19 protein-coding genes and 1 other RNA gene are annotated in these 21152 nt (G+C 55.0%); 7 read left to right on the top strand and 13 right to left on the bottom strand.

The annotated features are described in order from the left end of the window. Positions 1-27: 27 nt before the first annotated feature. The 5 genes from greA to ACW44H_RS01565 all read right to left on the bottom strand — a co-directional run bounded on the left by greA (position 28) and on the right by ACW44H_RS01565 (position 6532). Positions 28-504, bottom strand: coding sequence for a transcription elongation factor GreA (gene greA, locus ACW44H_RS01585; protein WP_113269745.1), 477 nt, complete (start codon positions 502-504; stop codon positions 28-30). Further along, positions 501-3731 (bottom strand): carbamoyl-phosphate synthase large subunit, encoded by a 3231-nt coding sequence (gene carB / locus ACW44H_RS01580; RefSeq protein ID WP_457506389.1) that lies wholly within the window; start codon positions 3729-3731, stop codon positions 501-503. The genes greA and carB overlap by 4 nt, the downstream gene beginning before the upstream one ends. A 67-nt stretch (positions 3732-3798) precedes the next feature. Continuing rightward, positions 3799-4944, bottom strand: a complete 1146-nt coding sequence (gene carA, locus ACW44H_RS01575; protein ID WP_457508887.1) for a glutamine-hydrolyzing carbamoyl-phosphate synthase small subunit — start codon at positions 4942-4944, stop codon at positions 3799-3801. A gap of 381 nt (positions 4945-5325) precedes the next feature. Further along, positions 5326-6132 carry a 4-hydroxy-tetrahydrodipicolinate reductase gene (dapB, locus tag ACW44H_RS01570; protein ID WP_457506387.1) on the bottom strand — a complete coding sequence of 269 codons (807 nt, stop codon included), beginning with the start codon at positions 6130-6132 and terminating at the stop codon, positions 5326-5328. A 118-nt stretch (positions 6133-6250) separates the two neighbouring features. Continuing rightward, a complete protein-coding gene (locus ACW44H_RS01565) occupies positions 6251-6532 on the bottom strand; it encodes a DUF2218 domain-containing protein (RefSeq protein ID WP_113269748.1) in 282 nt (93 codons plus the stop codon). A gap of 270 nt (positions 6533-6802) precedes the next feature. Between ACW44H_RS01565 and ACW44H_RS01560 the strand changes: the two genes are divergently transcribed. The 3 genes from ACW44H_RS01560 to ACW44H_RS01550 are packed head-to-tail and all read left to right on the top strand — an operon-like array spanning position 6803 to position 9739. After that, a complete protein-coding gene (locus ACW44H_RS01560; protein WP_457506385.1) occupies positions 6803-7936 on the top strand; it encodes an ABC transporter substrate-binding protein in 1134 nt (377 codons plus the stop codon). A gap of 4 nt (positions 7937-7940) precedes the next feature. Next, positions 7941-8996 (top strand): FecCD family ABC transporter permease, encoded by a 1056-nt coding sequence (locus ACW44H_RS01555; RefSeq protein WP_457506383.1) that lies wholly within the window; start codon positions 7941-7943, stop codon positions 8994-8996. Continuing rightward, positions 8990-9739, top strand: coding sequence for an ABC transporter ATP-binding protein (locus tag ACW44H_RS01550; RefSeq protein ID WP_457506381.1), 750 nt, complete (start codon positions 8990-8992; stop codon positions 9737-9739). The genes ACW44H_RS01555 and ACW44H_RS01550 overlap by 7 nt, the downstream gene beginning before the upstream one ends. On the opposite strand, the gene ACW44H_RS01545 is transcribed toward ACW44H_RS01550, so the two are convergent. From ACW44H_RS01545 to grpE, 4 genes are all read right to left on the bottom strand, one after another. Then, a complete protein-coding gene (locus ACW44H_RS01545; protein ID WP_457506379.1) occupies positions 9736-10641 on the bottom strand; it encodes a DMT family transporter in 906 nt (301 codons plus the stop codon). The genes ACW44H_RS01550 and ACW44H_RS01545 overlap by 4 nt on opposite strands. Before the next feature lie 89 nt (positions 10642-10730). Beyond that, positions 10731-11873, bottom strand: coding sequence for a molecular chaperone DnaJ (gene dnaJ, locus ACW44H_RS01540; RefSeq protein WP_447045402.1), 1143 nt, complete (start codon positions 11871-11873; stop codon positions 10731-10733). Between the two features lie 151 nt (positions 11874-12024). Then, on the bottom strand, positions 12025-13959 hold the full coding sequence (dnaK, locus tag ACW44H_RS01535; RefSeq protein WP_113269754.1) for a molecular chaperone DnaK: 1935 nt from the start codon (positions 13957-13959) through the stop codon (positions 12025-12027). Positions 13960-14117: 158 nt separating this feature from the next. Further along, the gene (grpE, locus tag ACW44H_RS01530; protein WP_113269755.1) at positions 14118-14759 is read right to left on the bottom strand and encodes a nucleotide exchange factor GrpE; all 642 of its coding nucleotides are present in this window, start codon (positions 14757-14759) and stop codon (positions 14118-14120) included. A 214-nt stretch (positions 14760-14973) separates the two neighbouring features. On the opposite strand from grpE, the gene recN reads away from it, so the two are divergent. Next, positions 14974-16647, top strand: a complete 1674-nt coding sequence (gene recN / locus ACW44H_RS01525; RefSeq protein ID WP_457506376.1) for a DNA repair protein RecN — start codon at positions 14974-14976, stop codon at positions 16645-16647. A gap of 174 nt (positions 16648-16821) precedes the next feature. Here recN and fur read toward each other — a convergent pair whose 3' ends face one another. After that, positions 16822-17274 (bottom strand): ferric iron uptake transcriptional regulator, encoded by a 453-nt coding sequence (gene fur / locus ACW44H_RS01520; RefSeq protein WP_096276274.1) that lies wholly within the window; start codon positions 17272-17274, stop codon positions 16822-16824. A 72-nt stretch (positions 17275-17346) separates the two neighbouring features. On the opposite strand from fur, the gene ACW44H_RS01515 reads away from it, so the two are divergent. Continuing rightward, positions 17347-17805, top strand: a complete 459-nt coding sequence (locus tag ACW44H_RS01515; RefSeq protein ID WP_113269757.1) for an outer membrane protein assembly factor BamE — start codon at positions 17347-17349, stop codon at positions 17803-17805. 7 nt (positions 17806-17812) lie between these two features. Here ACW44H_RS01515 and ACW44H_RS01510 read toward each other — a convergent pair whose 3' ends face one another. Next, positions 17813-18130 (bottom strand): RnfH family protein, encoded by a 318-nt coding sequence (locus tag ACW44H_RS01510; RefSeq protein ID WP_457506373.1) that lies wholly within the window; start codon positions 18128-18130, stop codon positions 17813-17815. Then, positions 18120-18554 carry a type II toxin-antitoxin system RatA family toxin gene (locus tag ACW44H_RS01505; protein ID WP_447045396.1) on the bottom strand — a complete coding sequence of 145 codons (435 nt, stop codon included), beginning with the start codon at positions 18552-18554 and terminating at the stop codon, positions 18120-18122. The genes ACW44H_RS01510 and ACW44H_RS01505 overlap by 11 nt, the downstream gene beginning before the upstream one ends. A 126-nt stretch (positions 18555-18680) precedes the next feature. Between ACW44H_RS01505 and smpB the strand changes: the two genes are divergently transcribed. Beyond that, positions 18681-19172 (top strand): SsrA-binding protein SmpB, encoded by a 492-nt coding sequence (gene smpB, locus ACW44H_RS01500; RefSeq protein ID WP_008958772.1) that lies wholly within the window; start codon positions 18681-18683, stop codon positions 19170-19172. A gap of 45 nt (positions 19173-19217) precedes the next feature. Further along, positions 19218-19597: a transfer-messenger RNA gene (ssrA, locus tag ACW44H_RS01495) on the top strand. Positions 19598-19790: 193 nt separating this feature from the next. Here ssrA and ACW44H_RS01490 read toward each other — a convergent pair. Next, positions 19791-21152 (bottom strand): GntP family permease, encoded by a 1362-nt coding sequence (locus tag ACW44H_RS01490; protein WP_457506370.1) that lies wholly within the window; start codon positions 21150-21152, stop codon positions 19791-19793.

The raw sequence follows: 21152 nt of genomic DNA, 5'->3' as shown, positions 1-21152 counted from the left end.
CAACGTCCATTGAAAGGGCATTTTTCATCACAAGTGCTCGACACTACCTACTTCATACTCCACGTCGCCGCCGGGTGTTTTAACCACGACAACATCGCCTTCCTCTTTGCCGATCAACGCACGAGCAATTGGCGAGGTGACCGAGATGCGACCAGATTTAATATTCGCCTCATCTTCGCCGACGATGCGATAAGTGACTTCGGCATCAGTATCTAAATTAAGCAGCGATACGGTCACACCAAAAATCACTTTGCCGGTTTTCGGCAGTTTAGTGACATCAATCACTTGTGCGACAGAAAGCTTACTCTCGATCTCCTGAATACGCCCTTCGATAAACCCTTGCTGCTCGCGAGCAGCGTGATACTCGGCGTTCTCTTTAAGATCACCGTGCTCGCGCGCTTCAGCGATGGCCGCGATCACCTGCGGACGCGCTTCGCTTTTAAGGTGGTCGAGTTCTTCACGAAGGCTTCTTTCTCCCGCAACTGTCATCGGGACCTTGTTCATTGACTTGCTCCTGCATGCAGATCCTGAAGGCGCCGCACCGTAATCTCCCTACCGTACTCAAGCGCCATGCAAACAGCATTAGCGCCCGCCAAGGTGGTCGCATAGGGCACCTTGCGCGAGAGAGCAGTACGGCGAATGACCGAAGAGTCATTAATTGCCTGGCGACCTTCGGTAGTATTCACAATGTAGGCGATTTCGTCGTTCTTGAGCAGATCGACGATATGGGGACGACCTTCGTAAACTTTATTGACGTGCTCCACGGCTAGCCCGGCAGCTTCCAAAGCAGCCGCAGTTCCCCGTGTTGCACATAGCGTAAAGCCTAATGCTAACAGAGAACGCCCCACTTCGATAATCCCCGTCTTGTCGGGCTCACGTACAGAAAGGAACGCTTTACGCTCCCCGGTCAGCCCAGGAATGGCCTCGCCTGCCCCCAACTGCGCCTTGAAGAAGGCCTCTGCAAAGGTGTCGCCAGAGCCCATCACTTCGCCGGTAGACTTCATTTCCGGCGAGAGAATCGGATCAACCCCAGGGAATTTATTAAACGGGAAAACGGCCTCTTTAACACTATAGAAGTGCGGCACGATTTCGCGCTCAAAGCCCTGTTCGGCGAGGGTTTTACCCGCCATGCAACGCGCCGCGATCTGAGCAAGCGAGGTACCGATGCACTTGGACACAAAGGGCACCGTACGCGAGGCGCGCGGGTTCACCTCAATGACGTAGATTTCACCGTCCTGCCAGGCAAGCTGCACGTTCATTAAACCTTTCACACCCAGCTCGACCGCCATCTGCTTCACCTGATGACGCATCTCGTCCTGCACATCCGCAGGCAGCGAGTAAGGCGGCAGCGCGCAGGCGGAGTCACCGGAGTGAACACCCGCTTGCTCGACGTGCTGCATGATGCCGCCAATCACGACCTGCTGGCCATCTGACACCGCATCAATATCGATCTCAATCGCGGCGCTCAGAAAGTGATCAAGCAGCACTGGCGAGTCGTTGGACACTTTCACCGCGTGGGTCATGTAATTTTCAAGCTCGGAGGCGTCGTAGACGATCTCCATCGCCCGACCACCCAGTACGTAGCTGGGGCGAACCACGAGCGGATAACCAATCGCTTCCGCCTTATCGAAGGCTTCGGCAAAGCTACGCGCCGTGGCATTGGGCGGCTGCTTCAGGCCCAGCTTATCAATCATCACCTGGAAGCGTTCGCGGTCTTCGGCGCGGTCGATGGCATCCGGCGTGGTGCCGATAATCGGCACGCCAGCGGCTTCAAGCTCACGCGCCAGTTTCAGCGGCGTTTGACCACCGAACTGAACAATCACCCCTACCGGCTTCTCTTTATCGGCGATTTCGAGCACGTCCTCCAGCGTCACCGGCTCAAAGTAGAGGCGGTCAGAGGTATCGTAATCGGTAGAAACCGTTTCCGGGTTACAGTTGACCATGATGGTTTCGTAGCCGTCGTCGCGCATGGCAAAAGCAGCGTGAACACAGCAGTAGTCAAACTCGATCCCTTGGCCGATACGGTTGGGGCCACCGCCCAGTACCATAATTTTCTGGCGATCAGACACATCCGCCTCGCACTCCTCTTCATAAGTGGAGTACATGTAGGCAGTGTCCGTAGCAAACTCAGCGGCGCAGGTGTCGACACGCTTGTAGACCGGGCGAATACCCGCGGACTGACGCGTTTGACGGAATTCTTTTTCGCTGACATTAAGTAGCTTGGCCAGGCGCGCATCGCCAAAGCCTTTGCGCTTGAGCTGGTAAAGCTCACGGGCGGAAAAATCGCTCAGCGTTCGCTTGGCAACGGCGCTTTCAGTCAGTACTAAATCTTCCAGCTGGACCAGGAACCAAGGGTCGATATTAGTCAGCGCAAACACGTCATCAACGCTCATGCCCGAGCGCATGGCATCTGCCACGTAGAAAATACGCTCGGCGCCAGCGGCTTGCAGCTCGCCCTGGATAATCGCCATATTATCCGGCGTGAAGTCGGTAATGATCGGATCAAGACCATCGTTACCGGTTTCCAGGCCGCGCAGCGCTTTCTGCAGCGACTCTTGGAAAGTACGGCCAATCGCCATTACCTCACCCACTGACTTCATCTGTGTGGTCAAACGGTCATTGGCCTGAGGAAACTTCTCGAAGGTGAAGCGAGGTATCTTGGTAACCACGTAGTCGATGGATGGCTCAAACGACGCGGGCGTACGACCACCGGTAATATCGTTTTGCAGCTCATCCAGGGTATAGCCAACCGCCAACTTCGCGGCGATCTTGGCAATCGGGAAACCGGTCGCCTTCGAGGCCAGCGCCGAGGAGCGCGACACCCGCGGATTCATTTCAATCACCACCAGGCGCCCGGTCTTGGGGTCCATACCAAACTGGACATTGGAGCCACCGGTCTCTACGCCAATCTCGCGCAGTACCGCGAGGCTGGCATCACGCATGATCTGATACTCTTTATCAGTCAGCGTTTGCGCCGGGGCCACGGTGATAGAGTCACCGGTGTGCACGCCCATGGGGTCGAAGTTCTCAATCGCGCAGACGATGATGCAGTTGTCGTTTTTGTCGCGCACCACTTCCATCTCGTACTCTTTCCAACCCAGCAGCGACTCGTCAATCAGCAGCTCGTGGTTGTTGGAAAGCTCGAACCCGCGCGTACAGATCTCTTCGAACTCCTCTTTGTTGTACGCCACGCCGCCGCCGGAGCCGCCCATGGTGTAGGAGGGTCGAATAATAGTCGGGAAACCCAGCTCAGCCTGAATTTCCCAGGCCTCATCCATGGTGTGCGCCACTTTCGCTTTCGGGCACTCCAAGCCAATGCGCTTCATGGCCTGATCGAACAGATCGCGGTCTTCAGCCATGTTAATCGCATCGGCGTTGGCACCGATCATCTCAACGCCGAACTTATCCAGCACGCCATGCTTTTCAAGTTCAAGGGCACAGTTCAGCGCCGTCTGGCCACCCATGGTGGGCAGAATCGCATCGGGGCGCTCGGCTTCGATGATTTTCTCGACCGCCTGCCAGGTAATCGGCTCGATGTAAGTAGCATCCGCCATGGCCGGGTCGGTCATGATGGTGGCTGGGTTAGAGTTAACCAAAATAACCCGGAAGCCCTCCTCGCGCAGCGCTTTACACGCCTGGGCGCCGGAGTAGTCGAATTCGCAGGCCTGGCCGATCACAATCGGGCCAGCGCCAATGATCAAAATACTATTGATGTCGGTACGCTTAGGCATAACGGTTCCCGCAAAAAATGGTGACGATGAGCGACAAATAAGGCGATAAGGTGATGCGAGGAGCGCGTTAGCGGCGTGCCTGCATCATGGCCACGAAGCGATCAAACAGCGGCGCCACATCGCGCGGACCTGGGCTCGCTTCCGGGTGGCCCTGAAAGCTGAATGCTGGTCGGTCAGTTAGCTCAATCCCTTGTAAAGTGCCATCGAACAGCGAACGGTGCGTTGCGCGCACGTTCGCAGGCAGGGTCGCTTCATCCGCCGCAAAGCCATGGTTTTGGCTGGTAATCATCACTGCGCCAGTATCGAGATCCTGCACCGGGTGGTTGGCACCGTGGTGACCGAGGCTCATTTTGACTGTCTTCGCCCCTGCCGCAAGCGCCAACAACTGGTGACCCAGACAGATACCAAACATTGGAATATCAGTTTTCAGCACGTCCTGAATCGCTTTGATGGCGTAATCACAGGGTTCTGGGTCGCCTGGGCCGTTGGCTAGTAAAATGCCATCAGGCCTCATCGCCAACACCTCGGCAGCGGGCGTTTGCGCTGGAACCACCGTCAAGCGACAGCCGCGCGCAGCCAGCATGCGCAGGATGTTAAATTTGACGCCATAGTCGTACGCGACCACGTGGTAAGGACGCTCTTGCTGAGTGGTATCGGCGTAGCCTTCACCCAAGGTCCACTCGCCTTCGCTCCACTCGTACGCTTCTTTACAGGAGACCTCTTTGGCGAGATCCATCCCCTTCAGCCCAGGGAATGCCCTGGCGGCTTCCAGCGCCCGTGCGACTGCCTCCTCGCCTTCAGCATCAGCGCCCGCCAAAATCGCACCGTTTTGCGCCCCTTTATCGCGCAAAATGCGCGTCAGACGGCGAGTGTCAATATCGGCAATGCCCAGCACATTCTGACTTTTCAGGTAGTCCGACAGCGATTGCTCAGAGCGAAAGCTACTGGCCATTAGCGGCAGATCGCGAATCACTAAACCCGCGACGGCGATAGAGGCTGACTCCACATCTTCTGCATTAATACCGGTATTGCCGATATGGGGGTAGGTGAGCGTTACTATCTGGCGGACATAGGAGAGGTCAGTGAGGATCTCTTGATAGCCGGTCATGGCCGTATTGAACACCACCTCACCGCTGGTTACTCCCTCCGCGCCAATGGCGATTCCGTGGAACACGCTGCCATCTTCCAGGGCCAATATTGCGGGTTTGCTCAATGCGGGGTTATTCAAAACAAGATCCTCCCATGCTGGTGGGAGCCTGTAGGGCGCAGGCTCAGCAAATTCTTCATGAATCCACGGCCTCATCATCCAACGATTCGTTATCAATAATGAGGTCGTAAAAAAGCGGGACGAAGCCGATAAAAAAGAATCGGTTTCATCCCGCTTGTTGTTCGATGCCTCCTGAGCCGCTGGCACAACCTAAAATTGGCTAGCGGACTCGGGACAGGCTTTGGGCTGGCCAACGCAACAAGCGCGCCGTCTAAGGTCTGTCAGTCAGAGCTTCTAAGCCACCCGGCCAAAATTTTTGAAATGTTACAGGAATTCTTGGCCTAGGACTACCCCTTAATCGTAGCACCCGCAGACATTAGTGTTTTCTTAATCCAGCCCCAACACATCCTGCATATCGTAACGGCCGCTCTCTTTGCCAGCGACCCAGCGCGCTGCGCGCACCGCGCCTTTGGCAAAGGTCATCCGGCTGGAGGCTTTGTGGGTAATTTCGATGCGCTCGCCTTCGGTGGCAAACATCACCGTGTGCTCGCCCACGATATCGCCCGCGCGCACGGTGGCAAAGCCGATCTCTTTATCGGTACGCGGGCCGCACTGCCCTACCCGCTCGAACACGCCGTGCTCTTTCAGGGTGCGCCCCAGGCTGTCGGCGATCACTTCGCCCATTTTAATCGCCGTACCCGAAGGCGAATCCACTTTGTGGCGGTGATGCGACTCGATGACTTCGATATCGTAACCTTCATCGCCCAGCGCCTTAGCAGCGGTTTCGAGCAACTTCAGCGTTAGATTCACACCGACGCTCATATTGGGGGCAAACACCATAGCGACTTTATCGCGATAGCTGTCGAGCTGCGCCAGCTCATCATCGCTCATGCCGGTGGTACCAATCACGATGCGTTTACCGTGCTCAGCGCAGAACGCCAAATTACCCAGCGTGACCTGAGGAGCCGTGAAGTCGATCAGCACATCAAAATCATCAACGATCGAGGCGAGTGAATCGACCGCAACGACGCCGCGCTTGCCCACGCCGGCTAGCTCACCAATGTCAGCCCCCACTAAAGAGCTGCCTGGCTCCAGAATACCGCCAGCCAGAGTGGCTTCAGCCTCCTGCTCGACAGCATTTACCAGCGTACGGCCCATACGGCCAGCCACACCTACAATGGCAATTCGGGTCATGCGAACTCCTGCGCTCTGCGTTTCAGTGCGTAATACTTATGTTTTCAAAAATTGCCGCGATTATAACAGACGCACCAACGCCTTCGACGCTCTCTTCATTATTCCCAAGAGAAAGGGATTAGTTCTCCCACACAATTGCCAGCTCTTCATCCCCGGCCATACGTACCAGGTGTCGCTCAACGACCCCCTCAAGCTCATCCAAATGCTCTTCCTCAAGGGTTTCGAGGGCCACCACTAGCTTGTCTGGCTCAGCAACCATTAAGCAGGTACCGGTAGCAAACTTAATGGTCGCTTGCTGGTCGTTTTGCTCAACCTCAAGCTTATGCGCCCAGTGTTTGCAGAGACGATTGATTAATCGCTCAGCCGATGTGGTTTCGATTTCTGCACGGGATAAAGGCATAGCACTGCTCCATTATGTGATGACTCACTAACTTAAAGTTGTCCATAAACATTAGCATTATGGATGAAAACCGCCGAGCATTCTCCGCCACATGGATGCCCGTATCATTTCGATAGTCCGTATCATTTCAATAGATAGAGGCATAATGTAGCCCTACAAACAGAACGCGAATCAGTTACAATAACAACTGCATCTCTCTACGAACAAGTCGTCCTCGTGCGCAAGAGGCGCCAATCCATTGTTTACCCACACCGACCAGCGAGTCATTAAATGCTCAACTCTCATCGCTTGAAACTCCTGCTTGGCACACTCATCACTTTTGGTTACTGCACCACTGTTATGGGTGAAGATATTACCGTCACCGATATCGCAGGCCGCCAAGTCACTCTAGACGCGCCTGCTGAGCGGGTTATTTTAGGTGAAGGGCGGCAAATTTACCTGCTGGGGTTGCTCGAACCGGAAGCGCCTTTTGCTCATGTGGTCGGTTGGCGTGAAGATTTTTCTCAGGCAGACCCTGATAACTATGCCCGCTATCTGGAACGCTTTCCGGAAATCGAATCAATACCTACCTTTGGTGGGTTTAAGGATGGCACCTTTGATGTTGAACAGGCCGCCTCGCTCACCCCCGACGTCGTGCTGATGAATATCGAAGCAAAAGCCGCCACGGAAGACGCTGCCTACGACGATAAGTTGGCACAACTTGGCATCCCTATTGTCTATGTGGATTTTCGTGAGGATCCGATAGAGCACACGATTCCTTCCATGCGCATTATCGGCCAGATTATGGACGATGAAGCCGCGGCCGAAGAATTCATCGAGTTTGCCGAGACACAGTTGGCACGGGTAACCGATGTGATCGCCGAGGCTAATCCAGAACGCCCCAGCGTGTTTATCGACCGGGCAGGCGGCTACTCTGACGAATGTTGCATGAGTTTTGGCCCTGCCAACTTTGGCGAGTATGTCACCCTGGCGGGTGGTAGCAATATTGCCGAAGGAATCATTCCGAAAAGTTTCGGCAATTTGAACCCTGAACAGATTATTGCTGCCAATCCTGATCATGTGGTTGTTACCGGCGGCAACTGGGACGCCTACGTGCCGGGCGGCAACTGGGTCGGCGTTGGACCGGGGTCAGATATGCAAAACGCGCGTGCTAAGCTTGAAGCGCTGACCGAGCGGACCGCGATGACAGGCATTGAAGCGGTGGAATCAGGTAACTTCCACGCCATCTGGCACCAGTTTTACAACAGTCCTTACTACTTCGTGGCCGTGCAACAGCTGGCCAAGTGGCTACACCCCGAGCTGTTTGCCGACTTAGACCCCGATGCCACAATGGAAGAACTGCACGAGCGCTTCTTGCCCATTGATTATGAACCCGGCTATTGGGTCACGCTGAATGACGATTAAAACGATGAGCACCCAAGAGCTCTCCCAGGGGCGAGCTTTTTATCGCACCCAGGTTTTTCGCCGCCAAATCATATTGGCGGCGCTGGTGGTGGCCTTGTTTTTAAGCCTCTGTGTGGATTTAGCTCTGGGCCCAGCCCGCTATAGCCTGAATGAGGTGATCGCAACGCTACTGTCGCCAGATAGCGTCAGCCAGCAGGCGCGGGTAATTCTCTGGGAAATACGTATGCCGGTGGCGCTGATGGCACTCGTGGTGGGCGCCAGCCTGTCGGTGGCTGGCGCACAGATGCAAACTATACTGAGCAACCCATTAGCCAGCCCCTTTACCCTGGGAATTTCTGCAGGCGCGAGCTTTGGTGCAGCCCTTGGGCTGGCGTTTGGCGTAGCGATCATTCCTGCCGCCATTGAGTTTGTGGTGCCGATCAATGCCTTTTTAATGGCGATGGTCACCGCGTTTCTTATTCATGCACTAAGCCTTAAGCGCGGCGTCACGGTCGAAACCATTGTGCTGCTCGGTATTGCGATGGTGTTTATCTTTAATTCGCTGATGGCGCTGATTCAGTTTTTTGCCAGCCAGGAAGCCGTCTCAGCAGTCGTGTTCTGGACCATGGGCAGCTTAACTAAAGCGACCTGGCCCAAGTTCTGGATCGCTCTGGGGATACTGACTGCGGTAATGCCACTGCTGGCCCGCCACGGGTGGGCATTAACTGCCGTGCGCCTGGGTGATGCCAAGGCAGAAAGCATGGGTGTCAACCCTCGCGCGCTGCGCTTAGAAGTGTTGGTGCTAGTGTCGCTGCTCGCGGCTATCGCGGTGGCGTTTGTGGGCACGATTGGTTTTATCGGTCTGGTGGGTCCGCATATTGCGCGCATCTTACTGGGCGAAGATCAACGCTTCTTCTTACCCGGCTCGGCCCTATGCGGTGCGCTGATTCTGTCGGTGGGCTCGGTGATTTCCAAAATTATTATCCCGGGCACCATTATTCCCATTGGCATTATTACTTCACTGGTGGGCATCCCCTTCTTCTTATTTCTCGTGCTTAACCACAAGAAGGCCTCATGGTAACTCTAGAATTAAACCGCGTATCGGCGCGTTATGGGCGTCGCGCCATTTTACAAGAGATAACAACGCCTCCCTTTAAGGGCGGGCAAATTGTGGCCTTACTTGGCCCTAACGCTGCCGGGAAATCGACGCTTTTTCGACGTATTTTGGGCCTACTGAAAGGCGAAGGGGAGGTCATTATCAGCGGCACCAGCGTCGAGCGCCCGGTGGCCTATATGCCCCAGGACACCGGCGCCAGAGCGGTACTAACGGTTTATGAGTCAGTGCTATTGGCGCGCATGCAGGGTCGCAGCCTTAAAGTGCAGCCAGAGGATCTGGCCCAGGTTGACCGTGCGCTTGCTGAGCTTTCGATTACCTCACTAGGCGAACGCGACCTCGGCAACCTTAGCGGCGGGCAGCGTCAGCTTGTCAGTGCCGCTCAGGCGCTGGTGCAGGAGCCTGAGATTTTAATGTTGGATGAACCGACCTCAGCGCTCGACCTCAATCGCCAGATCAACCTGTTATCGGTACTGAGACGGCTGGCGGATGAGCGCAACATGCTAATCCTGGTAGCGCTTCATGATTTAGGTCATGCGCTGCGCTTTACCGATGCTTCGATGGTATTGGAAAACGGCCATCTGATTGCCTGCGGCCCCACCGAAGACGTTATTACGCCCGCGCTATTGCATCAGGTTTATAAAGTCACCGCCCGCATTGAGCCGTGCTCGAAGGGCCGACCTCAGCTTATTGTCGAAGAGGCTATCTAGCCATTAGTCTTAGCCCTGAACTTAAGCCGCCGCCCCTCCATCGCCGCTAGCGCTACCCCGCTTAACATCAGCGGTAGCGCCAGCAGAAAGCCACTGGAGACCGGGATACCAAACAGCACCCAATCGGCGATCACAGGCCAGACGAGCGCCACATACTCAAAGGGAGCCAGCCGCGAGACTTCGGCATAGCGAAACGCCAACGTCATGGCAATGTGCCCCGCCCCGCCAAATAACCCTGAAAGCACTAACAGGCCAAACTCGATGTGGCTAAGTGAGGCCCACCCCAGCGGCAACGTCGCAAGCCCAGCCAACGACGACACTAAAATAAAGTAGAACGCGATGGAGCCAGCGGTCTCGGTACGCGAAATGCGTCTAACGGTGAGTAGCGCCCCCGCGGTGAGCAGCGCCCCGAACGTCCCCAATACATAGCCCAGCAGCCGACCATCGCCCGCTTCGGAATTAAGATTGGGGACGACCAGCACCGCCATGCCGGCCAGCGCCAATACAATGGCGCCCGCGCGATAAAACGAGAACCGCTCGCCTAATAGCAACACCCCGCCCAGCGCCATAAAGATCGGCGCCAGCTGGACTAACAGTGTCGCCTCGGCCACCGGCAAGAACGCCACGGCGGAAAACGAGAAGAACATCGCCGCCGCGCCCAGTCCAGAGCGTAATAAATGGCCCAGCGGGCGGCGGGTGGCTAGCGCTTTAGGGAACTCCCGACGAATCATTAAAAAGATAACGATCGGGAACAGCGCAAACAACGAGCGAAAAAACACCGACTGCCCCACCGGCACGTCGTCACTGACAGCTTTAATACACACCAGCATGCCGGTAAACAGGGCACCTGACAGTATCCGAAGCAAAATGCCCTTTGTGGGCTTTTCCTGAAGGTTATCCATTGCGCGCAGCCTTCCCTAAACAGCAAAAACCCCCGGCGAACCGAGGGTTTTTTGAGACAAACAACTAACGTTTAACCATTATCTCAGACTTACGGCTTCATATCTTCAAAGAAGCTCTTCACGCTGTCGAAGAAACCGGTTTTCTTCGGCGAATGGTTGTGGCTATTGCTGCCGTCAAAGCTCTCCTGGAGCTGGCGCAGTAGGTCGCGCTGCTCATCGTTAAGCTTCACCGGTGTTTCCACTACCACCTTGCACAGCAGGTCGCCGGGCATGCCACCACGCACGGGCTTCACACCTTTACCGCGCAGGCGGAACAGCCTGCCGGTTTGCGTTTCCGGTGGAATCTTCAGCTTCACACGGCCATCTAGCGTGGGCACTTCAAGCTCGCCGCCTAGCGCTGCATCCACAAAGTTAATCGGCACATCACACTGCAAGTGCTTGCCGTCACGCTGGAAGATGTGGTGCGGCTTGATGGCCACCTGCACGTATAGATCCCCAGGCGGGCCACCGTTGACGCCGCTTTCACCTTCACCATTTAGGCGAATACGGTCACCGGTATCGACACCCGGCGGAATCTTGACCGACAGCGTGCGCGTCTCACGTACGCGGCCTTCACCATTACACTTATGGCACGGCACTTTGATGTGCTGGCCAGAGCCATGACAGGTCGGACACGTTTGCTGCACGGCGAAGAAGCCTTGCTGCATACGCACTTGACCATGGCCATGACAGGTAGGACACGTCTCTTTAGAAGAGCCCGGCTCAGCGCCACCGCCATCGCAACGGTCACACTCGATATGCCGTGGAACACGGATATCGACTGTGGTACCGGAAACGGCGTTCTCAAGATCCAGCTCTAGGTTATAGCGTAGGTCGGAACCGCGTGCCGGGGCATTGGGCCCACGACGACGGCCACCGCCTCCACCAAAAATATCGCCAAATACATCGCCGAAAATATCACTGAAATCACCAGCACCAGCACCGCCGAAACCACCGCCACCTTGGCCATCAACGCCTGCATGGCCGAACTGGTCATAAGCAGCGCGTTTTTCGCTGTCGCTCAGCACTTCGTAAGCTTCGGACACATCGCGGAATTTTTCCGCTGAGGTGGTATCGTCCGGGTTTCGATCAGGGTGGAATTTTTGCGCCAGACGGCGATAGGCCTTCTTGATCTCTTTCTGATCGGCCCCTTTTTCGACACCCAGGACTTCGTAATAATCGCGCTTGGACATGGGCCCTACGCCTCCTGGTTAGCTACGCACTCAACTGCACATTTAGCTACATATTTATAACTACGCATTTAGCCACGTGCGTCTTGGCCGCGGAAACAGCAACGCGGGAGTAAGCTCCCGCGTCACCGCTTTCCTTGGCAGAAAGAGGTTGTTACTGCTTTTTCTGATCGTCGTTGACTTCTTCGTACTCGGCGTCAACCACGTCGTCTTCTGGCTTGGAGCCGGTGCTCTCGGCACCTTCGCCGCCCTCTTGCTGAGCGGCTTCTGCCTGCTCGGCGTACATCTTCTGAGCCAGCTTTCCAGAGGCTTCGGTCAATGCATCCAGCTTCTTCTGAATGTTATCGACGTCGTCACCCTTAACCGCTTCTTCCAGCTCACTGATAGCGGTCTCAATCGCCTGTTTTTCGTCGTCAGTCGCTTTGTCGCCTGCTTCTTCCAACGTTTTACGTGTGGCGTGAATCATGCCATCGGCTTGGTTACGCAGCTGTACCAGCTCTTCGAACTTTTTGTCTTCTTCGGCGTGCGCTTCGGCATCGCGCACCATCTGCTCGACTTCTTCCTCGGACAAACCGCTAGAGGCCTTGATGACGATAGACTGCTCTTTACCGGTAGCCTTGTCTTTCGCCGATACGTTCAGGATACCGTTGGCATCCAAGTCGAAGGCGACTTCGATCTGAGGCACGCCGCGCGGTGCCGGCGGAATGTCGGCAAGATCAAAACGACCCAGCGACTTGTTCTGCGACACTTGCTTACGTTCACCCTGAACAGCGTGGATGGTCACCGCCGTTTGGTTGTCATCCGCCGTTGAGAAGGTTTGTGTCTTCTTGGTCGGGATGGTGGTGTTCTTCTCGATCAGCGGCGTCATTACACCACCCAGAGTTTCGATGCCCAGGGTAAGCGGGGTAACGTCAAGCAGCAGAACGTCTTTAACGTCGCCACCCAGTACGCCGCCCTGAATCGCTGCACCAACCGCAACCGCTTCGTCCGGGTTAACATCTTTGCGTGCTTCTTTACCGAAGAAGTCAGCGGCTTTCTTCTGCACCATCGGCATGCGTGTCTGGCCACCGACCAGGATCACTTCATCGATTTCAGAAGCGGACAGGCCAGCATCTTTCAGCGCCATTTTGCACGGCTCAAGCGAGCGCTGAACCAGTTCTTCTACCAGCGACTCCAGCTTGGCGCGTGTCACCTTAACGTTAAGGTGTTTCGGGCCAGTGTTGTCGGCAGTGATATAAGGCAGGTTCACGTCGGTCTGCTGAGCGCTAGAAAGCTCAATTTTGGCTTTCTCTGCGGCTTCTTTCAGACGCTGCATGGCCAGGTTGTCGCCGGACAGATCAATACCGCTGTCAGACTTGAACTGGTCGACCAAGTAGTTGATCAATGCCAAGTCGAAATCTTCGCCACCCAGGAAGGTGTCACCGTTGGTGGCCAACACTTCAAACTGGGTTTCGCCGTCAACATCGGCAATTTCGATGATCGAGATATCGAAGGTACCGCCACCCAGGTCATAAACCGCGATGGTTTTGTCGCCGCGCGATTTGTCCATACCGTAAGCCAGTGCGGCAGCGGTCGGCTCATTGATGATGCGCTTAACGTCTAGACCGGCGATGCGGCCGGCGTCTTTCGTTGCCTGGCGCTGGCTGTCGTTGAAGTAGGCCGGCACAGTGATGACCGCTTCGGTGACTGTTTCACCCAAGTAGTCTTCGGCGGTCTTCTTCATTTTCTTCAGCACTTCCGCGCTAACCTGCGGCGGTGCCATTTTTTTGCCTTTTACTTCAACCCAGGCATCACCGTTATCGGCTTCGGTGATCTTGTACGGCACCATCTTAATGTCTTTCTGAACAACGTCGTCTTTAAAGCGACGGCCAATCAGACGCTTGATAGCATACAAGGTGTTTTCTGGGTTAGTGACGGCTTGGCGCTTGGCCGCCTGACCGACCAGCGTTTCACCATCATCTGTATACGCGATGATAGAAGGTGTCGTACGGCCACCCTCGGCATTTTCGATAACTTTAGCACTGTCACCATCGAGCACAGCCACACAAGAGTTAGTGGTGCCCAGGTCAATACCAATTATACGTCCCATAGCAATACCTCGAATTCGATTGTTACAAAACTGAAAATTAAGTTTTAGAACTGATTTTTTAAAACTCAGTTGCGGGTTTCCCCGCGGGGTTGCCCTTTATTTGGGGGCCGCCGCTGACATTTCAAGGGCTTTTTTTCACTCCCTGTGCAGCCAATGGCTCAATTGGCTTTTTGGCTGACCACTACCATGGCCGGGCGCACTAGGCGTCCATTGAGCAAATAGCCCTTCTGCATAACATCCATCACGGTATTCGGATCAAGGTCTGGGTTAGGTACCATGGTCATTGCTTCGTGCACCTGCGGATCGAAAGGCTCGCCGTGAGGCTCGATGCTTTCGACGCCGAATTTATTGAGCACATCCAGCTGCATTTTCAACGTCATGGAAACGCCTTCACGGTGAACCTCGGAGGCGCCCTCTTCCATTGTCTCAAGTGCTTTTTCCAGGCTATCCACCACCGGCAGTAGCTCTTTCACAAACTTCTCAAGCGCGAACTTGCGCGCTTTCTCAGCTTCCTGCTCGGCACGGCGACGCACGTTTTGTGCTTCCGCGGCGGCGCGCAGGGCTTGATCCTTGGCGTCGGCCAAGCTCTGCTCTAACTCGCCTACTTGGGCAGCCAGCATTTCCGCCTCAGGGTTGTCGACGTTGCCTTCTAACGGCTCCTCATCATTGATCAACCCTTCAAGCTCGCCTTCCATCAAGCGCTCTTCGGCCACTTTCTCAGCCGCTTGTTCAGCGCCCTCGGCTTCATGCTCGTGGCGGGCCAACTCATCATCCATTGGTGTTTGCGGTTCTTTCGCCATGTTGTGCTCCTAAATAACAAGTAGTGCGCTACCACGCGGGCTGCGCGCAAAGAAGTAAGCCGTTAGCTACTCGCTTTTATTGATCATGCACGCTATATGGGGGCCATAAATTCCATCTCAAGAGGTGCATTGAAGTGAGTTATTAACTACTGTATAAATCAACAACTATTGGATAAGTACCCAGCTCCTATGCTGTTCCGCCTTGGGAGGCGCCATGCTTACTCAGCTCGCTATTCAAGACTTCGCTATTGTTGATCATTTAGAACTCGATTTATCCGGCGGCATGACGGCCATTACCGGGGAGACCGGGGCAGGCAAATCCATCCTGCTAGGCGCCCTCGGGTTATGCCTGGGTGAGCGTGCCGATGCGGGCAGCGTCCGTCATGGACGTGAGCGCACGGACCTCTCTGCACGTTTCGACATCCAGCACCTGCCCGCTGCCGTCGAGTGGCTTTCGGCCCGCGAACTGCCGGCGGAAGAATGCCTGCTGCGCCGTGTCGTCACTGCCAATGGTCGCTCCAAAGCATGGATTAATGGCCACCCTGCGACTATCTCGGATCTCAAATCTCTCGGCGAGCAGCTGATTCAAATTCATGGCCAGCATGCCCACCACGCCTTAATGCGCGAAGAGACCCATCTTGCGCTGCTGGATGATTACGCAGGCCTGAACGATGCCACTACACAATTAGCCGAAACGTTCCGCGAGTGGCGTAATGCCCGCCGTCAGCTAAAGAAGCTAAGCGAAGAAGGCAGCGAAGTTGAGGCCAAACGGCAGTTGCTGCGCTACCAAGTGGAAGAGCTGGATCAGCTCGGCTTAGCAGAAGGCGAATTAGCCACACTAGAGGAAGAGCAACATACGCTCGCCCATGCGGAAGAGACCTTACGCGAGACTCAGTTTGCCGCTGACTGCTGCGCCAGCGATGAAGGGGGTGCATTGTCATTACTGAATCAGGCCTTCACTCATTTAAGCGCACTGCCGGGCAGTGACAAAGGCACCTTGGCGAATACACTGGCTATGCTGAGCGATGCTCGCATTCAAGTGGAAGAGGCTGCCAGCGAACTCAATCGCCTCGCCAGCACGACCGAATTAGACCCTGAAAGGCTAGCGTGGGTTGAAGAGAGAATGGCCGACGTACATCGAATTGCTCGCAAACATCATGTTGCCCCTGAAGAGCTATGCGCCCTACATGCCAATTTGCAACGCGAAGTTGCGCAGTTAGAAGAAGGTGGCAATGATCTGGAAGCTCTCAGTGCACGGGTCGTTGAGCTACGCGAAAGCTACCGCCAAGAGGCGAAAAAGCTCAGCGAGAGCCGCCAAAAAGCCGCGCTTCGCTTGGGTAAAGAGGTACAGCAACAGTTGGGCTTTTTAGCGATGGGTAAAGCGCGTTTCGAAGTGGAGGTCACCGCGAAAGAGGCGCCGAGCCCTGAAGGTCTTGATCGTGTGCAGTTCTTAATTAGCGCCAACCCCGGCCAGCCCGCAAGGCCGTTAACCAAAGTGGCTTCCGGCGGCGAGTTGTCGCGGATCAGCCTAGCGATTCAAGTCGTCGCAGCAACCCATTCGACGGTGCCTAGCTTAGTATTTGACGAAGTGGATGTGGGCATATCCGGCGCCACTGCCGAAATTGTAGGTCAATTGCTACGTAAGCTAGGTGAAAATGGTCAGGTGATGACCGTGACCCACCTACCCCAAGTAGCGGCACAGGCGCATCAGCACCTGCATATTGAGAAACAGGCCAAACGCGATACAACACTGACCCAAATGGCGCTACTCGACGAACAGGGCCGCATCAGCGAACTGGCACGTATGCTGGGAGGTGTGACGCTGTCTGATCAAACCCTCGCCCACGCACGCGAAATGCTGCACGCTAGCCAGCGCCCGCCACATTGATAAGCGAGAACTGCGATATCGCAGTTACATCAACACAACTATATCCAGCACAATTATATCCAGCACAACAAAACGCCCCTGCCTACTTGGCGAATTCCATTAATAGCGAATTTGCCAAGTAGACCAGGGACGCTTATACGTCTTATCCACGGCTACTGTGTCGACCCACGAACATTATTTTCTATTCGTCGGCCCGCTGTCTTGGCGCGTCACATCTGATCCACGGGGACGCACATAAAGCACCAGCGCATGATCCACTAGTTCGTAGCCATGCTCTTCAGCGATCTCTTGCTGACGACGCTCGATGATTTCATCGACAAACTCGATGATCTCACCGCTTTCAAGGCACACCATGTGGTCATGGTGATCCTCTTGGGTCATCTCAAAAACTGCATGGCCACCGTCAAAATTATGACGAATAACCAAACCCGCTGACTCAAACTGAGTCAATACGCGGTATACAGTCGCCAGGCCAACATCTTCGCCCGCATCAATCAGTGTTTTGTACACTTCTTCCGCGCTAAGGTGGTGCTGACCCGAAACATTTTCGAGAATCTGAAGTATCTTGACGCGCGGCAGGGTCACTTTTAGACCGGCTTTGCGCAATTCATGGTTCTGATCGGCCATGGTCGCTCTTCGCAGTAACAGGTTAGGTCGGGTATGATCAACCGAAACCACGATAGTGAAGAATAGGCCCAAATGCAAAAATTGACTCGAATCATCACGCTCTCCGTTGCCCTGACCGTTGTTAGTGGCTGCAGCTACGTTGGCGTGTACAAGCGCGACATTCCCCAAGGCAACCTAGTGACACAGGAGATGGTCAGCCAACTTCAGCCCGGCATGACTCGGGAGCAGGTCACTTATGTGATGGGTAGGCCGCTGCTAGAAGCGCCTTTTGATGCCAGTCAATGGGACTATGTGTTCCGTTTAGACAAAGCGTATGGCGGTGTAGAGCAACGCCGCGTCACGCTCACCTTCGACCCTCAGGGCCGTTTGGCGAACATTGAGCAAGAAGGTGATTTCTCCGAAGATTTGCCGCTTGAGGGTGAGAGCAGCATGGGGCCAGCAACGGAAGGCGTTGATCCCATGGATGCATTACCAGAAGAGAGCACCCAGACGCCGATACCACCAAGTGCGCAGCCCGTGTCACAGCCTTAAAGCACGCTTACCGCCCTGGGTCGTTCGCTTGCCGCTTTGCACGCTCTAAACGAGCGACCTTTGGGTCGATGGCCAGCGGCCGGTAGACTTCTACGCGATCACCTGCACACAACAGGTAAGTGTCAGGGTCGCGTAGTGCTTTACCGAAGATCCCTAGAGGTGCCTGAGAGAATGTAGTATCAGGCAGCTCAGGGAATAGTGTCGGTAGATCAGCCAAGGCAACAGCTTGGCGTGCGGTGGTGCCCTCCGGCACGCGCAGAGCCACTATGCGCTGCTTAGACGGCAATGCAAAAGCCACTTCAACCGTTAGCGTTTCAACGGCCATACAGCTCGTTAGCGCGCTTGGTGAAGGCATCGACCAGCTGCCCAGCTATTTGCTGAAAAAGCTTTCCGAAGGCCATACCGAGCAGCCGGTTGGCGAATTCAAACTCCATTTCTAAACTGACCTTGCAGGCGCCCTCTCCCATGGGGATAAACAGCCAGCGACCTTTTAGACGTTTGAACGGTCCTTTTACCAACGAAAGCTCAATACGCTCGGGCGCAAAAAGGTCGTTGCGCGTGGTGATGGTTTGCTCGACGCCGGCGCGACCCAGGGTCATTTCGCCGATCAGGTGCGCTTCATCATGCTCAATCAAGCGCGCATGACGGCATCCAGGCAAAAACTCCGGGTAGCGCTCGAAGTCGTTGACCAGATCGAACATCTTTTGGGGGGTGTGCCGCACCAAGGCGGAACGATTGACGGTTGGCATTGACCTCTCCGCTGACTTCACAGTGCTCAAAGCGTATCATGGGAAACATTATTTCAGACCTTAAATGGTATCACGCCTCCCCAAATAACGAAGGGGATGCCACTGACAGATTAATTATGAGGTTCCATGGCCACTAAGAAAGGTAATAGTAAGGGCCCCGGTAGCAGCGTTATCGCCCAAAATAAGAAGGCACGGTTTGAATACCATATCGATGAGACCTTCGAGGCAGGATTGTCGCTGGCTGGCTGGGAAGTGAAAAGCTTGCGTGCTGGCAAAGCCCAGCTTACCGACACCTATATTTTGGTACGCAATGGCGAGGCTTTTCTGCTGGGCAGCCACATCATGCCGCTCAACACGGCAAGCACCCATGAAATTGCCGACCCTACCCGCACGCGTAAATTGCTGCTGCATCGCAAAGAGATCGCCAAGATCTTTTCGATCACCCAGGACAAAGGCCACACCTGTGTACCTCTAAAACTTTACTGGAAGCGCAATAAGGTAAAGTGCGAGCTGGCGCTGGTCACCGGTAAACAGCTGCATGACAAGCGCGCCACCGAAAAAGATCGCGACTGGAGTCGCCAAAAAGGTCGAATTATGCGGGAACATAACAAGGCATAACTGGTCAATTAGCTGTGAGCACGTTAGAATGCTCATCTGTAATCAGGGGGCGACATGGTTTCGACGCCGGTGACAACCCTTGCGGTGCATGCCGAGAGCGTGATGTATCTCGTAAATCCCACATCACGAAAAATAGTCGCAAATGACGAAAACTACGCTCAAGGCGCGCTAGCAGCTTAAACACTGTTAGCTTCTTGCCTGGCCCCAAGGTGATGTGCCTATTCATCACTGCGGGGATATGAGCTAAAGCTGATAGGACCGCGGTTGGTGGTGTCTTCTCGCCAACCGTTAAACTTTAGAAGGCTCGCGTGGCTGAATCCTGATCGTCGGAGTCAGTCGCGTTAAAACAAATGACGAAATCTAAGCATGTAGAGCCAATAGGCGCGTGCTGGCGGACGCGGGTTCAATTCCCGCCGCCTCCACCAGACACCCCTACAAATCAAGCACCTTTAGGTGCTTTTTTTGTGTCTCGGATATGAGAAAACTATTCAGATAGACACTCAGCCTGTGATAGAAACTCCGCGAATCCTAAGCAACCATGGCTGTATACGTATTGGCCCCTGGCCACACCATTTCGAGTGGTCAGGGGCGTTAACGATTTAAAGCAGTCAGTACGATTTACAACAATACCAGCGATAGCCCATACACTAGTAGCATCGCGGTAACACCCTGAACGAGGGTTGCCATCGTCTGTGCTCGGTAGGCAAGCCCTACGCTCATGCGGCTGAAGCGCGAGACGACCCAGAAGAAACTGTCGTTGGCATGCGAGACCGTCATGGCACCTGCGCCGATGGCCATTACCGTGAGCGTACGCCCGATATCGCTACCCAGCCCTAACGAGTCCAGCATGGGGGCAACCAGCGCAGATGTCGTCACAAGCGCCACTGTAGAAGAGCCCTGCGCCGACTTCAGCCCGGCCGATACGATAAACGGCATCAAGATACCGATACCCAGCGTGGAGAGCGTGTTGCCCAGGTAGTCACCCAATGGCGAAGCGCTGAGCACGGCCCCAAAGGCACCACCAGCACCGGTAATCAGCAAAATGGGCGCCGCCGCCAGAATGCCTTCGCTGATACGTTCGCTGAACTCAGCGATCCTATCGTCACTTTTCAGCAGCGTGCAGGAAAGCAGCAGACCGATCAGCAGGGCCGTTAGCGGCTGCCCGAGCAGGCTGAGAATGTCCATTACCGCCCCGTCGCCAACAGGCGCTGTCGGCAGGCGGGCAAGCGTACCGATACAGATCAAAAGGATAGGCACAATGATAGGCGCGAATGCTGCCATAGGCCCAGGCAGACGGCCGTAGCTGGCCTTGAGCGCTTCCCAGTCCTGCCACTGGTCATCAGTATGCTGGGGTGTGTCGTGCACGTCAGGGTCGGTATGTGCAAAACGCTTTGCCCAGAGCATACCGGCAATGGCGGCAACGGCGGCTATGGGAATACCTGCAGCAATTACCAGTCCAAGATTCGACTCAAGCCCCAGGTTGCCTGCCGCCGCAATAGGGCCCGGCGTTGGTGGAACGAAGGTGTGCGTGGCATACAGGCCGGTGGCGAGAGCCACACTCATCGTAATTGAGGAGGTATGCAGCTTTTTGGCGAGCGACTCCTTGAGCGAATTGAGAATGATAAAGCCGGAATCGCAAAAAACCGGGATCGAGACGATATAGCCAATCATCGACATCGTCAGCGTAGGAAAGCGGTCACCTATTCGCGCGATAATGAAATCAGCCATGGTGATGGCCGCCCCGCTTTTTTCCAAGATCACCCCGATAATGGTGCCCAACACGATGACCAAACCTATGTAGCCGAGAATGCCCCCAAACCCTGAGGTAATCGTGCTGACAATCGAGTCAATGGGTAACCGGTAAGCGAAGGCCGCGATAAAAGCAGCACCCAGCAGTGCCAGGAAGGGATGTACTTTCCACCTGCTGGTGGCTAGCACAATAAACCCCACTACGATTAACAATATTAAGACCAGCCCCAT

This window comes from Vreelandella sulfidaeris Esulfide1 (genome assembly GCF_054072535.1).
This window is presented reverse-complemented; position numbering and strand designations above follow the sequence as displayed.

What these genes read in the sequence shown, in the direction of transcription:
- greA (WP_113269745.1), bottom strand. Translation starts at nt 504, where the DNA reads ATGAACAAGGTCCCGATGACAGTTGCGGGAGAAAGAAGCCTTCGTGAA.
- carB (WP_457506389.1), bottom strand. Translation starts at nt 3,731, where the DNA reads ATGCCTAAGCGTACCGACATCAATAGTATTTTGATCATTGGCGCTGGC.
- dapB (WP_457506387.1), bottom strand. Translation starts at nt 6,132, where the DNA reads ATGACCCGAATTGCCATTGTAGGTGTGGCTGGCCGTATGGGCCGTACG.
- ACW44H_RS01565 (WP_113269748.1), bottom strand. Translation starts at nt 6,532, where the DNA reads ATGCCTTTATCCCGTGCAGAAATCGAAACCACATCGGCTGAGCGATTA.
- ACW44H_RS01560 (WP_457506385.1), top strand. Translation starts at nt 6,803, where the DNA reads ATGCTCAACTCTCATCGCTTGAAACTCCTGCTTGGCACACTCATCACT.
- ACW44H_RS01555 (WP_457506383.1), top strand. Translation starts at nt 7,941, where the DNA reads ATGAGCACCCAAGAGCTCTCCCAGGGGCGAGCTTTTTATCGCACCCAG.
- ACW44H_RS01550 (WP_457506381.1), top strand. Translation starts at nt 8,990, where the DNA reads ATGGTAACTCTAGAATTAAACCGCGTATCGGCGCGTTATGGGCGTCGC.
- ACW44H_RS01545 (WP_457506379.1), bottom strand. Translation starts at nt 10,641, where the DNA reads ATGGATAACCTTCAGGAAAAGCCCACAAAGGGCATTTTGCTTCGGATA.
- dnaJ (WP_447045402.1), bottom strand. Translation starts at nt 11,873, where the DNA reads ATGTCCAAGCGCGATTATTACGAAGTCCTGGGTGTCGAAAAAGGGGCC.
- dnaK (WP_113269754.1), bottom strand. Translation starts at nt 13,959, where the DNA reads ATGGGACGTATAATTGGTATTGACCTGGGCACCACTAACTCTTGTGTG.
- grpE (WP_113269755.1), bottom strand. Translation starts at nt 14,759, where the DNA reads ATGGCGAAAGAACCGCAAACACCAATGGATGATGAGTTGGCCCGCCAC.
- recN (WP_457506376.1), top strand. Translation starts at nt 14,974, where the DNA reads ATGCTTACTCAGCTCGCTATTCAAGACTTCGCTATTGTTGATCATTTA.
- fur (WP_096276274.1), bottom strand. Translation starts at nt 17,274, where the DNA reads ATGGCCGATCAGAACCATGAATTGCGCAAAGCCGGTCTAAAAGTGACC.
- ACW44H_RS01515 (WP_113269757.1), top strand. Translation starts at nt 17,347, where the DNA reads ATGCAAAAATTGACTCGAATCATCACGCTCTCCGTTGCCCTGACCGTT.
- ACW44H_RS01510 (WP_457506373.1), bottom strand. Translation starts at nt 18,130, where the DNA reads ATGGCCGTTGAAACGCTAACGGTTGAAGTGGCTTTTGCATTGCCGTCT.
- ACW44H_RS01505 (WP_447045396.1), bottom strand. Translation starts at nt 18,554, where the DNA reads ATGCCAACCGTCAATCGTTCCGCCTTGGTGCGGCACACCCCCCAAAAG.
- smpB (WP_008958772.1), top strand. Translation starts at nt 18,681, where the DNA reads ATGGCCACTAAGAAAGGTAATAGTAAGGGCCCCGGTAGCAGCGTTATC.
- ACW44H_RS01490 (WP_457506370.1), bottom strand. Translation starts at nt 21,152, where the DNA reads ATGGGGCTGGTCTTAATATTGTTAATCGTAGTGGGGTTTATTGTGCTA.